The organism is Nocardia beijingensis NBRC 16342, from assembly GCF_001612785.1.
GTDB lineage: Bacteria > Actinomycetota > Actinomycetes > Mycobacteriales > Mycobacteriaceae > Nocardia > Nocardia beijingensis.
This window is the reverse complement of the sequence record NZ_BDBC01000066.1, coordinates 17,351-29,260: the sequence shown is the minus strand read 5'-3', so window position 1 is coordinate 29,260 and position 11,910 is coordinate 17,351. Positions and strand designations below refer to the sequence as shown.

Below are 11,910 nucleotides of genomic sequence, written 5' to 3'. Positions count from 1 at the left end.
TCAAACCCGAGAGTGAGCCAGATCATGGCCGATGTCCGAGACGCGGACCAGCAGGCGCCCCCGGTCGCCGCGCTGCCCGTGGTGCTCAGCGCCCTGCAGGACCCGGTGCGCTTGGAGATGGTGCGCAGGCTCAGCAATGCGGGAACGGCGGTGCGCTGCGGCGCGCTCTACGAGGTGATCAACAAGTCGACCGCCACCCATCACTTCAAGATCCTGCGCGAGGCGGGCGTGATCGAACGCCTCACCATCGACGGCCAGACCTGCCAGCGTCTGCGCACCGACGACCTCGAGTCCGCCCTGCCCGGCCTGCTGCCGACGATCGTGGCGGCAGCCAACCGCGCCCGCCGGGACTGACCCGGCCGAGCGGGTCCCGGTCGACAGCGTCGAAGCGCTACTGCCCGTCCGGCAGCGACCCGGCCGAGCGGGTCCCCGGTGTCAGGCGTCGAAGCGCCGGTGCTCGTCCGGCAACAATCCGGCCGGCCAGCTCCCTGGTCAGCAGGCGTCGAAGCGCCACTGCCCGTCGACGAAGGTCCAGGTCTTCGGCTTCGCGTCGTCCACGGACGCGCGAGCGTCGAAATTCTTGACCGTGACCGTCCCGGTCGACCCCGAGACGGTGACGGTGATCTCCGACGGCTTCGACTTCAGGTCCCTGCCGTCGTAGAGCTGCGCCATGGATGCCGCGAAGTCGTCCTCGTTGAGCGTGAGTCTGCAACGCGCGGAACGGAACTGGTACGCGGCGGCGTAGTCGTGATCGGCCAGCGCGTCGTTCATCTTCTCGGCGTCCGCGCGCAGGGCCGCCTCGGTCGGCTCACCCGGCTTGCCCGCGTCCGCGTCCGTCCCGCCGCACCCGGCCAGCACGAGGACGGGCAGCGCCACCGCGCCGAGCAGGCGAAGGGCACGACTCGTTCGATTCATCTCGACTCCTTGCCAGAGATCGCCGGATCCGACGCCCGGACAATCGAGTTCAGCGCCCTCCGGCGAAGACCGACGGCCGGGCGGCCGAAACAGTATCGCGGCAGCCGATGCTGCGCCAAGCCGCGACTCGCCCGCGCGCGGATCAGCTCGGCACCAGCCGCCGGACGGCGGCCGGCAGGTCACGGGTGCGCTTGTACGGTCCGGCGACCGACGCGGCGAACGGCCGCGCCAGCAGCGTCCGCGCGACGGCCGACACTTCGTCGGTCGTGACGGCGTCGATGCGCGCCAGGGTCTCCGAGACGCTGCGGTGGTTGCCGTAGCTGAGTTCGCTGCGCCCGAGCCGGTTCATGCGCGAGGCGGAGTCCTCCAGGCCGAGCACCAGTCCACCGCGCAGCGAGCCCTTGGCGCGGGCGCACTCGGCGTCGCTGATGCCGTCGGCGGCGACTTCCTCCAGCACGCCGCGCGCCAGCGCCGCCACCTGCCCGAGGTTCTCCGGCTGGCAGCCGATGTACACCGAGAACGCGCCGGTGTCGGCGAAGGTGTCGACGCTGGAATACACCGAGTAGGCCAGCCCGCGCTCCTCCCGGATGCGCTGGAACAGCCGGGAACTCAGCCCGCCGCCGACGACGGTGTTCAGCACCGACAGCGGCCAGCGCAGGTCGCCTTCGTGCCGCCCGAAGGCGCGCACACCGAACGCGAGATGCGCCTGTTCGCTGTCGCGGTGGCTCCAGTGCAGCCGCGGGTCGCCGTGGGGGCGGAAGCGGCCCTCGCGCCGCGGGGCGGGCATGGCCGCCGGGTCGAGCCGGTTCTCGAAGGCCCGGTGCACCAATTCCACGGTGTGGTCGTGCTCCACGTTGCCCGCGACCGCGACCACCATCCGGTCCGGCCGGTAGCGCCGCAGGTGGAACGACCGCAGCTGGGCGGCCCGCATCCCCTCGATGGATTCGATCGAGCCGATCACCGGACGCCCGATCGGATGATCGCCGAACAGCGCGGACAGGAAGGAATCGCCGACCAAGTCCTCGGGGTCGTCGTCGCGCATCGCGATCTCCTCGAGCACCACCTGCCGCTCCACGTCCACGTCCGAAGCCCGGCACAAGCCGTTGAGCACGACGTCGGAGACCATGTCGACCGCCAAGGGCAGGTCGTCGTCGAGGACGTGCGCGTAGTAGCAGGTCTGCTCCTTCGCGGTGAACGCGTTCAGTTCGCCGCCAACCGCGTCCATCGCCTCGGCGATGTCCAGGGCCGACCGCGTCGGCGTCGCCTTGAACAGCAGGTGCTCCAGGAAGTGCGCGGCCCCCGCGACGGTCGGGCCTTCGTCGCGCGACCCGACGCCCACCCACACGCCGACGGACGCCGAACGCACCCCGGGCAGATGTTCGGTGACCACGCGCAATCCACCGGGCAATACGGTGCGCCGCACGCCACTGTCCGAGTCCGCCCGCAGCTCGAGTGACGAACCCCCCTGCCCGGTGCTGAGCAGAGGGGTTGTCGTCTTCTTCTTCGTCACAGAGACAAGTACTACTCGGTCCCGGCCGAACCCGCATCGGCCGCGTCGTCGCCGGGCTCCTCGGCGTTCTCCTCGACCGGCACGAGCGAGATCTTGCCGCGGTTGTCGATGTCGGCGATCTCCACGCGCAGCTTGTCGCCGACGTTCACCACGTCCTCGACCTTGGCCACGCGCTTGCCGTTGCCCAGCTTGGAGATGTGCACCAGACCGTCGCGACCGGGCAGCAGCGAGACGAACGCGCCGAAGGCGGTGGTCTTGACGACCGTGCCGAGGAAGCGCTCGCCGACCTTCGGCAGCTGCGGGTTGGCGATGGCGTTGATCGCGTCGATCGCGGCCTGCGCGGACGGGCCGTCGGTCGCGCCGACGAACACGGTGCCGTCGTCCTCGATGGAGATGTTGGCGCCGGTGTCCTCGGTGATCTGGTTGATCACCTTGCCCTTGGGGCCGATCACCTCACCGATCTTGTCGACCGGGATCTTGATCGCGGTGACGCGCGGCGCGTACGGGCTCATCTCGTCCGGGGTGGCGATGGCCTCGGCCATCACGTCCAGGATGGTGGTGCGCGCGTCGTGCGCCTGGCTCAGCGCACCGGCCAGCACCTGCGACGGGATGCCGTCGAGCTTGGTGTCCAGCTGCAACGCCGTGACGAACTCGCGGGTGCCCGCGACCTTGAAGTCCATGTCGCCGAAGGCGTCCTCGGCGCCGAGGATGTCGGTCAGCGCGACGTAGCGGACCTCTTGCTCACCCTGATCGTTGGTGACGGTGTCCGACACCAGGCCCATCGCGATGCCCGCGACCGGCGCCTTCAGCGGCACACCGGCGTTCAGCAGCGACAGGGTGGAGGCGCACACCGAACCCATCGAGGTGGAGCCGTTGGAACCCAGCGCCTCCGACACCTGGCGGATGGCGTACGGGAACTCCTCCTGGCTGGGCAGCACCGGGATCAGCGCCCGCTCGGCCAGCGCGCCGTGGCCGATCTCGCGGCGCTTGGGCGAACCGACCCGGCCGGTCTCGCCGGTGGAGAACGGCGGGAAGTTGTAGTGGTGCATGTAGCGCTTGCTGGTCTCCGGGCCGAGCGAGTCGACCTGCTGGGCCATCTTCACCATGTCCAGGGTGGTGACGCCCAGGATCTGGGTCTCGCCACGCTCGAACAGCGCCGAGCCGTGCGCCCGCGGCACCACGGCCACCTCGGCCGACAGCGCGCGGATGTCGGCCAGCCCACGGCCGTCGATGCGGAAACCGTCGGACAGGATGCGCTGGCGGACCAGCTTCTTGGTGACGGAGCGGAACGCCGCGCCCAGCTCCTTCTCCCGTCCGGCGTAGTCGTCGGCGAGGCGGTCGAGCACGGCGAGCTTGATCTCGTCGATCTTCTCCTCGCGCTCCTGCTTGCCGGAGATGCTCAGCGCCTCGCTCAGCTCGCGCTTCGCGGTGCCCTCGACGGCCTCGTAGATGTCCTGGCCGTACGGCGGGAAGAGCGGGAACTCCTCGGTGGGCTTGGCGGCCAGTTCGGCGAGGTCCTGCTGCGCGCGGCACAGGCGGGCGATGAACGGCTTCGCGGCCTCGAGCCCCTCGGCGACCACGGCCTCGGTCGGCGCCTGCGCGCCGCCGTCGACCAGCGCGATGACGTTCTCGGTGGCCTCCGCCTCGACCATCATGATGGCGACGTCACCGGAGTCGACCACGCGGCCGGCGACCACCATGTCGAACACGGCGCCCTCGAGCTGCTCGGTGGTCGGGAAGGCCACCCACTGGCCATCGATCAGCGCGACGCGAACGCCGCCGACCGGGCCGGAGAACGGCAGGCCGGCGAACTGGGTGGACGCGGAGGCGGCGTTGATCGCCACCACGTCGTAGAGGTCCTTCGGGTCCAGGCTCAGCACGGTGACCACGACCTGGATCTCGTTGCGCAGGCCGTCGACGAACGACGGACGCAGCGGACGGTCGATCAGGCGGCAGGTCAGGATCGCGTCGGTGGAGGGGCGGCCCTCGCGACGGAAGAACGAACCGGGGATGCGGCCCGCGGCGTACATCCGCTCCTCGACGTCGACCGTCAGCGGAAAGAAGTCGAACTGGTCCTTGGGCTGCTTGCCCGCGGTGGTGGCCGACAGCAGCATGGTCTCGTCGTCCAGATAGGCGACGACCGAACCGGCGGCCTGCCGGGCGAGGCGTCCGGTCTCGAACCGGATGGTGCGGGTGCCGTAGCTGCCGTTGTCGATCAGCGCGACGGATTCGAACACGCCCGGCTCGACCTCGACGGCAGAGCTCTTGCGTTCAGTTGTTTCGGTCATTTCTTCTTTCTCAACCTCTCGTCTTCGCCGGCTCGAGCGCACGGTGGCGCGATCCGGCTGTCGTCAGCCGTACCGGGTACGGACGCGCGGCAACCCTCCTGGCTGCGACGCGCACACCCGGCCGAATCCCCTTGGATACGGCGACGCGGAGGCGGTCATCGATCGAAGCCCGACGGCGCAACTCGCTGCCGATAGGCCACTACCGAAGACCGACGCCACGCGACGGGTGCATACGGCTGTGCAATGTTGTCGTGCGACGGGGGCGATCCGCTCCCCTGTCCACATATAGCCAACGGTGCGATTGTACGTCTCCCCATTGGCCGAACCAGCGACCGCCTCGGACACCCCCGTGTCGAGCGGCCACCTACCACTCCGTCGGCGCACCGGACGCCGGTGACCACGGCCGGAAACCACGCAACGCACGGCCGAACCGAGATATCGCCGGTCACTCGACGCGACAGGCGCCGGACCACCACCTAGCGCACGTCCAGTCCGTGTGGAACCACGGCAATCGCCGTCACGATCAGTAGAAGCACACCGGTCCGGCAGACCGGAATCGCTACGAGCGACGGCCACCACAGGGCAGAACCTCCCTGTCGATCAACTCCCAATCGAAGCGGGCCAGACAGTGAACAAACCGAAGTCGCGGCCTCACCGACGAGCAGTTCCCGCACGAACCCCGGGCTACACGGCTCGATCGAACGGATAGTTCCGGAACACCCTGGGCAAGGCGGCCTCATCGACCGACCAGCCCGACCACCGCGGCCCCGCTACGACAGACGTGCACAAATCTGTCACCGTGCGCGGGCACGAGGCGTCCGCACCCGGCGACACCGCGGCAGTGGCCTAGCAATCTTCTGGCGCGCGGGCCGGTGGCCTACACGGTCAGCCACCGCGACCTCGCTACGACAGGCAATCACCCGGTAGCGCCTTCACAACAGAACGCGCCCAGCCCACCTCGACCACGTCTTTCGAGCGAAGCGAGACCGAGCATCCGCCGTTCGCGGCCCGGCTCGCGTCCGAGTGGCCGCCGCGTCCGCGACGAAGTCGCCAGCGGCGGCCACTCGGACGCGAGCCATAAGAGGGCCGCGAACACCCAGCGCCGAAGGCGCTGGAAATCAGCGCCGCAGCCCGAGCCGCTCGATCAGCGAACGGTAGCGGTTGATGTCGTTGTCCTGCAGGTACTTCGACAGCCGCTTGCGACGACCGATCAGCGCCATCAGACCGTGGCGGGTGTGGTGGTCGTGCTTGTGCTTCTTCAGGTGCTCGGTGATGTCGGCGATGCGCTTGGACAGCAGCGCGATCTGCGCCTCCGGCGAGCCGGTGTCCTTCTCGTGCAGGCCGTACTCGGCGAGGATCGCCGACTTCTGCTCGGTGGTCAGTGCCATGGGGCATCCACTCCTGTTTCTCAGTTCCGCGCTCGAATCTCCGGTCACCCGGGTGTGGGCGCCACCGCGGACCGCAGCAAACCCGAGGGACCACCCTACCGGACCGGGACCTATCCGCCGAAATCGCGGGCCCGCCGAGCAGGCGCACCGCGAAACTCATCCCGAATTGCGTCTACAAGGAGTACCCGACCGCCGAGCACGGCCTGTACGTCACGCACGCCGAGCAGCTCAACGACGACCTGCTCGAGTTCATGAAGTCCTGACCGCTCAGCGGGCGTCGACGGCGGTGAGGATCTTGCGCGCGGTCTCCACGTCGCGGCCCATGCACTCGATGAGCTCGTCCACCGAATCGAATTTGCGCTGGCCCCGGATGTGCTCGACGAAGTCCACCGCGACGTGCTGACCGTAGAGGTCGGCCTCGCCGTCGAGCACGTACGCCTCCACCGTGCGGGCGCGTCCGGAGAAGGTCGGGTTGGTGCCCACCGAGACGGCCGCCATGGCCCGCTCGCCGGGGGTGACGGTGCCGATGGTGGGGCCGGGGCCGAGCACAGTGAACCATCCGGCGTACACGCCGTCGGCCGGGATCGCGGCATGCATCGGCGGCGCGACGTTGGCGGTGGGGAAACCGAGCTGCTTGCCGCGGCCGTCACCGTGCACGACGACGCCTTCCACCCGGTGCGGGCGCCCGAGCGCCTCGGCCGCGGCCGCCATGTCCCCCGCGTCCACGCACGCGCGGATGTAGGTGGAGGAGAAGGTCACGGCGTGTTCGGCGAGCAGACTCACCCCGTCGACCTCGAAGCCGAAGCGCCTGCCGAGTTCGCGCATGGTCTCGACGGTGCCCGCGGCCTTCTTGCCGAAGGTGAAGTTGTCGCCGACCACCACTTCCACCACGTGCAGCCGCTCCACCAGCAGATCGTGGACATAACGCGCCGGAGTCAGCTTCATGAACTCCTGAGTGAAGGGCATGACGCAGAACACGTCGACGCCCAGCTCCTCGGCCAGCTCGGCGCGACGGGTGAGGGTGGTCAGTTGCGCGGGGTGTGAGCCGGGGCGGACCACTTCCATCGGGTGCGGATCGAACGTCATCAGCACCGCGGGCACGCCGCGCGCGGCGGCGGACTTCACGGCCCGGCTGATCAGCTGCGCGTGGCCGCGGTGCACACCGTCGAACACACCGATCGTGAGGACACAGCGCCCCCAGTCCGCGGGCACCTCGTCGAGACTTCGCCATCTCTGCACAGTGCGCAGCCTACGCAAATCAGGTAGCGAACAGTATTCGGGCGTGCTGATCTCACACAACGGTTCCGCTCCCGTGAGCCGACGCGCAGGCGCGAGCGGCCGGGCGCCGATCGGTCGGGCCACCCTCAGCCGCGGCACGACACCGGCCGCGGGGTAACCAGCATGTGGCCGTGCCCGCCGCACGACGGCGCGTCGCTGCGCCGCGACGTCGGGGGCGACGACATCGCCGAGGAAATCTTCGCTCACCGGAAAGGCACCGTACGGATTCGCGAAAGAGCCGATACACCCCTGGTTTTCCACCGGCCCACAAGCTCGTCTCGCCAGCAGCGGGAATGGTCTAGCGTCCAATTCGTCGGTGACGGAGTGCCCCGGAGTAGCCATGAAAAGTGCAGTCAAGCACGTGCGTGTGATCAAACCGTCCGATTCGGCCGAAACAATCGGAAGGCAACGACAACGCCTCATTCCTTGCGTCACCACCGAAACCTGTGGCGCCACCGGTATCTCGGCGGGCATGGTCAACATGGCCCCGGGTGCGATGTCGAAAGCGCATTATCACGCGCACAGCGAGATCGTGGTCGTCTGCCTGCGCGGGCGCGCGGTCACCCTGATCGGCCCGGAACTGACACCTCATTTCCACGGTCCTGGCGAGTTCATCTACATCCCCGAAGGCGTCGTGCACGTGGCGGTGAACCTCGACGAGGCCGAGGATCTGGTCGCGGTGGAAATGCGGACCGATCCGCTGTTCAACGCCGACGTGGTGCTGACGCCGGAATACGACGCCGGCGTACCCGAAGTGGTCGCCCGCCTGCGGCGACTCGACCCGGTCGGCTGACATGGCTGTCGGCAAACGCAGCCGCGGCGCGGCCGAGGTGACCAGCGGGCCCATCGACGACATCTTCGCTGCGCTGGCCGGCCGCCCCGACGTGGTGTCCTTCGCCGTCGGTGCGCCCGACCCCGCTCTCCTGCCGAGCGAACTCGTCGCCGCGCTGGCGCAGACGGTCGTCGGCAGATACGGCAGCGCCGTGCTCCAGTACGGGATGACCCAGGGATTCGCCCCGCTGTTGGACCAAGCGCGAAACCTTTTGCACAACCGCGCTATTCGGTGCACACCCGATCGCCTGCATATCTCGACCGGCGGCTCCGGCGCATTGCACAATGTGTGTTTGGCGCTGCTCGACCCGCAGGACGTCGTTCTGGTCGAAACCCCCACTTACGGCCCGGCGGTCAAGGAATTCCGCAGCCACGGAGCGACCGTCGTCGCGGTGCCTTCCGACGAATTCGGCATCGTGCCCGAAGCGCTCGCGGAAGCCTTGGCCCGATTCGACGCGGCATTCGTCTATCTACTGCCCACTTTCCAGAATCCGACCGGGCGGACGATGCCCGCCGATCGACGGGAACGAATCGCCGAGATCGTCATCCGGCACGGCACACTGGTCGTCGAAGACGACGTCTACGCCGATCTGCGCTACCGCGGCGCGGCACAGCCCGCACTGTCGTCTTTCGCCCCGGACAACTCGATCTACATCACGTCACTGTCGAAAACGCTCGCTCCCGCGATCCGTGTCGGAATCACCGTCATGCCCCCGGATCTCCTCCGGACGGTGCTCGCGTTGAAGCAGGGCATTGATATGCAGACCTCGACGTACTGCCAGGCGATTGCCGCCGAATTCCTGGCCAGCGCGGCCGGGGTGAAGCACCTGGCTCACGTCGTCGACGCCTATTCGGCCAAGCTGGACGCGTTGTCGGTGGCGCTCGAGCGGCATTTCCCGGCTGGGTTCCGCTGGATCGAGCCGGAGGGCGGGATGTTCCTGTGGGTCGAGGGCCCGCCCGATTTCGATGCCGACGCGCTGCTGGCGCGGGCACTGCGGCAGGGGGTCGCGTTCCTGCCCGGCAGCGCCTTCTACGCCGACGACGTCGCGGAGCACCGCAACACCATGCGGCTGAGTTTCGCGAACGTACCGCGCGAGGACATCGATCGCGGCATCGCCGCGCTCGCGGCCGTCTGCGGGGGACACGGCATGAGTGGTCAGGCCCGGAGGCGGCAGCGCAGCGTCACCACGCAGGGCCCCGCTCATGCCGAAAGGGACACAGCATGAGCGAGCCGCATCCGGTGCTCGGCACCTGGGAGGTGCACGCCGACGGCGCTCCGTTCGGCTACCACGTGATGCAGTTCCACTCCGACGGGACGATGCTGCAATCGAACCCCGACCACGGCAATCGCACGACGAGCGACAGCAACGGCATGGGCACCTGGCGTTGCGCGGGCGACCGGGTCATCGGCGCCTTCCTGGAGTTCACCGTCGATCGCGCCGATCCCGACGTTGTGCGCAAAGGGATCGTCGCCTTCGACCTCGACGTGACCGGCGACGAGTTCACCGGGCTCGCCACGGCGACGTTCTACGAGTTGTCCGGCGAGCCGGTGGGCGCACCGGCGACCGCCCGGTTGACCGGTCGCCGATTCGACGGCGTGGCCGCGCATCGGAACGCACTCGACCTGTCGAGAACGGTACGACCCGGCGGGTGAACGGCGCATAGCGATTCGTTGTCGATCCTGCCGACTACAGGTCGAGGATGTGTGTATCGGCACGCCAGTGCCTAAGCTCGGGTATGTGCCAGGTAAACGAGATATCGCCACTCGACGCGAGTTGGCCGACGCACCGGCGCCGGGCGATGCGCACGGCGGTACCGCGACGATCGCGCCTGTGCTGTCCTCGGTCGCCCAGGACTACCTGAAGGTCATCTGGACCGCGCAGGAGTGGTCGCAGGAGAAGGTGACCACCAAGTTGCTCGCCGAACGGATCGGCGTGTCGGCCTCGACCGTGTCCGAAGCCGTGCGCAAACTCGCCGATCAGGGATTGGTCGAGCATGCCCGCTACGGCGCGATCACCCTCAGCCCGGAGGGCCGCCGGGCGGCCGTCGCGATGGTGCGCAGGCATCGGCTCCTCGAGACGTTCCTGGTGAACGAGCTCGGCTACGGCTGGGACGAAGTGCACGACGAGGCGGAGGTGCTCGAGCACGCGGTCTCCGAGCTGCTGATGGCCCGGATCGACGCCAAACTCGGATACCCCGATCGCGACCCGCACGGCGACCCGATCCCCTCGGTGGACGGCGCGGTGCCCACCCCGCCCGCGCGCCAGCTCAGCGACTTCCGCGCCGGTGAATCCGGGCGGGTCGCGCGCATCTCCGACGCCGATCCCGACATGCTGCGCTACTTCGACTCCGTCGGCATCGCCTTGGACACCACCATCGCGGTCGTCGAACGCCGCGACTTCGCGGGCACCATCGCCATCCGCATCGGCGCCACTGACGCGCCAACCGACCTCGGACGCCCCGCCGCCGAGGCCATCTGGCTCACCGCCTGATCGGTCCCGTCGGCGAGATCTCGAGGGCGAGGCAGGTCTCCGGCTCCGGGGCGATTGCCACATTCCCCGGTCGAAGCAGAAGGCCGCGTTCGCTGCCGCGACATCGTCGTCCTGTCGAGGACGAGTCAGCCGCGGTCGGCCGTGGCGGCCCGCTGGGCGAGCTCGGCCGCTCGGGTGGCGATGGCGTCGCCGAGTTCGGCGGTGGTGCCGGCGCCCCCGAGGTCGGGGGTGCGAACCTCTCCGGCGGCGAGCACGTCGCAGACCGCTCGGTCGATCGCGGCGGCCGCGGTGGACTCGCCCAGATGATCCAGCAGCATCGCGCCCGCGAGGATCTGCGCGACGGGGTTCGCGATGCCTCGACCGGCGATGTCGGGGGCGCTGCCGTGCACGGCCTCGAACATCGATGGGCCGGTGCGCTCGGGATTGATGTTGCCGGACGCGGCCAGGCCGAGCCCGCCGGTCACCGCGGCGGCGAGGTCGGAAAGGATGTCGCCGAACAGGTTCGAGCCGACGATCACGTCGAGCCGGTCGGGGTGCAGCACGATTTCGGCGGCCAGCGCGTCGACGTGCATCTGCCGCGTCCGCACATGGGGATAGTCCGCCGCGACGCGCTCGAACACGCTGTCCCAGTAGGGCATCGAGTGGATGAGCCCGTTCGACTTGGTCGCCGAGCACAAGCGGCCGGATCGTTCGGCGGCACGCTCGAAGGCGTAGCGGATGATCCGCTCGCATCCGGTCCGGGTGAACACCGATTCCTGGAGCACGAATTCGTCGGGGCGGCCCTCGTTGTGGATGCCGCCGATCCGGGAGTACTCGCCCTCGGAGTTCTCCCGCACGATGAGGATGTCCAGATCCTCGGCGGTCCGGCCGCGCAGCGCTGACTCCGTGCCCGGCAGCAGGCGCACCGGGCGCAGGTTGACGTACTGGCCGAACGCGCGGCGCAGCGGGATCAGCAGGCCCCACAGCGAAACGTGGTCGGGCACACCGGGAAAGCCGACGGCGCCGAGCAGGATCGCGTCGAAGTCCGCGAGCCGCCGCGCGCCGTCGGGCGGCATCATGGCGCCCGTGCGCGCGTAGTTCGCGCAGGACCAGTCGAATTCGGTCCAGGTCAGGCCGGGCAGCACGGCGTCGAGCACGCGCACCGCCGCGGCGGTGACGTCGACTCCGATCCCGTCCCCCGGGATGGCGGCAAGGCGGTACGCGCTCAC

General features: G+C 69.1%; 11 protein-coding genes. 5 read left to right on the top strand and 6 right to left on the bottom strand.

Features of this window, described 5'->3' with window-relative positions:
- Positions 1-24: 24 nt before the first annotated feature.
- Positions 25-354, top strand: coding sequence for an ArsR/SmtB family transcription factor (locus NB3_RS30195; RefSeq protein WP_067810105.1), 330 nt, complete (start codon positions 25-27; stop codon positions 352-354).
- 138 nt (positions 355-492) lie between these two features.
- Here the strand turns inward: NB3_RS30195 and NB3_RS30190 are convergent, their stop codons facing one another.
- From NB3_RS30190 to NB3_RS30165, 5 genes are all read right to left on the bottom strand, one after another.
- Positions 493-915: an Rv0361 family membrane protein gene (locus tag NB3_RS30190; protein ID WP_157112091.1), complete on the bottom strand. Its 423-nt coding sequence runs from the start codon at positions 913-915 to the stop codon at positions 493-495.
- A gap of 142 nt (positions 916-1,057) precedes the next feature.
- Entirely contained in the window at positions 1,058-2,398 is a 1,341-nt protein-coding gene (locus NB3_RS30185) for a M16 family metallopeptidase (RefSeq protein ID WP_067810103.1), read from the bottom strand.
- A 38-nt stretch (positions 2,399-2,436) separates the two neighbouring features.
- The gene (locus tag NB3_RS30180) at positions 2,437-4,713 is read right to left on the bottom strand and encodes a polyribonucleotide nucleotidyltransferase (RefSeq protein ID WP_067810036.1); all 2,277 of its coding nucleotides are present in this window, start codon (positions 4,711-4,713) and stop codon (positions 2,437-2,439) included.
- A 1,118-nt stretch (positions 4,714-5,831) separates the two neighbouring features.
- Entirely contained in the window at positions 5,832-6,101 is a 270-nt protein-coding gene (rpsO, locus tag NB3_RS30175; protein ID WP_039799352.1) for a 30S ribosomal protein S15, read from the bottom strand.
- Positions 6,102-6,368: 267 nt separating this feature from the next.
- Positions 6,369-7,340, bottom strand: a complete 972-nt coding sequence (locus NB3_RS30165) for a bifunctional riboflavin kinase/FAD synthetase (protein WP_067810101.1) — start codon at positions 7,338-7,340, stop codon at positions 6,369-6,371.
- A 379-nt stretch (positions 7,341-7,719) separates the two neighbouring features.
- Here NB3_RS30165 and NB3_RS30160 point away from each other — a divergent pair, with 379 nt between their 5' ends.
- The 4 genes from NB3_RS30160 to NB3_RS30145 all read left to right on the top strand — a co-directional run bounded on the left by NB3_RS30160 (position 7,720) and on the right by NB3_RS30145 (position 10,702).
- Positions 7,720-8,172 (top strand): cupin domain-containing protein, encoded by a 453-nt coding sequence (locus NB3_RS30160; RefSeq protein ID WP_067810032.1) that lies wholly within the window; start codon positions 7,720-7,722, stop codon positions 8,170-8,172.
- Position 8,173: 1 nt separating this feature from the next.
- Entirely contained in the window at positions 8,174-9,436 is a 1,263-nt protein-coding gene (locus tag NB3_RS30155) for an aminotransferase-like domain-containing protein (RefSeq protein ID WP_067810030.1), read from the top strand.
- The gene (locus NB3_RS30150) at positions 9,433-9,864 is read left to right on the top strand and encodes a hypothetical protein (protein ID WP_067810029.1); all 432 of its coding nucleotides are present in this window, start codon (positions 9,433-9,435) and stop codon (positions 9,862-9,864) included. The genes NB3_RS30155 and NB3_RS30150 overlap by 4 nt, the downstream gene beginning before the upstream one ends.
- Before the next feature lie 169 nt (positions 9,865-10,033).
- A complete protein-coding gene (locus NB3_RS30145) occupies positions 10,034-10,702 on the top strand; it encodes a metal-dependent transcriptional regulator (protein ID WP_174553266.1) in 669 nt (222 codons plus the stop codon).
- A gap of 125 nt (positions 10,703-10,827) precedes the next feature.
- Here the strand turns inward: NB3_RS30145 and NB3_RS30140 are convergent, their stop codons facing one another.
- A complete protein-coding gene (locus NB3_RS30140) occupies positions 10,828-11,910 on the bottom strand; it encodes a tartrate dehydrogenase (protein ID WP_067810025.1) in 1,083 nt (360 codons plus the stop codon).

Bases quoted from the DNA above. Each gene is read 5' to 3' on its own strand.
- NB3_RS30195 (WP_067810105.1), top strand. From the start codon at position 25: ATGGCCGATGTCCGAGACGCGGACCAGCAGGCGCCCCCGGTCGCCGCG.
- NB3_RS30190 (WP_157112091.1), bottom strand. From the start codon at position 915: ATGAATCGAACGAGTCGTGCCCTTCGCCTGCTCGGCGCGGTGGCGCTG.
- NB3_RS30180 (WP_067810036.1), bottom strand. From the start codon at position 4,713: ATGACCGAAACAACTGAACGCAAGAGCTCTGCCGTCGAGGTCGAGCCG.
- rpsO (WP_039799352.1), bottom strand. From the start codon at position 6,101: ATGGCACTGACCACCGAGCAGAAGTCGGCGATCCTCGCCGAGTACGGC.
- NB3_RS30160 (WP_067810032.1), top strand. From the start codon at position 7,720: ATGAAAAGTGCAGTCAAGCACGTGCGTGTGATCAAACCGTCCGATTCG.
- NB3_RS30155 (WP_067810030.1), top strand. From the start codon at position 8,174: ATGGCTGTCGGCAAACGCAGCCGCGGCGCGGCCGAGGTGACCAGCGGG.
- NB3_RS30150 (WP_067810029.1), top strand. From the start codon at position 9,433: ATGAGCGAGCCGCATCCGGTGCTCGGCACCTGGGAGGTGCACGCCGAC.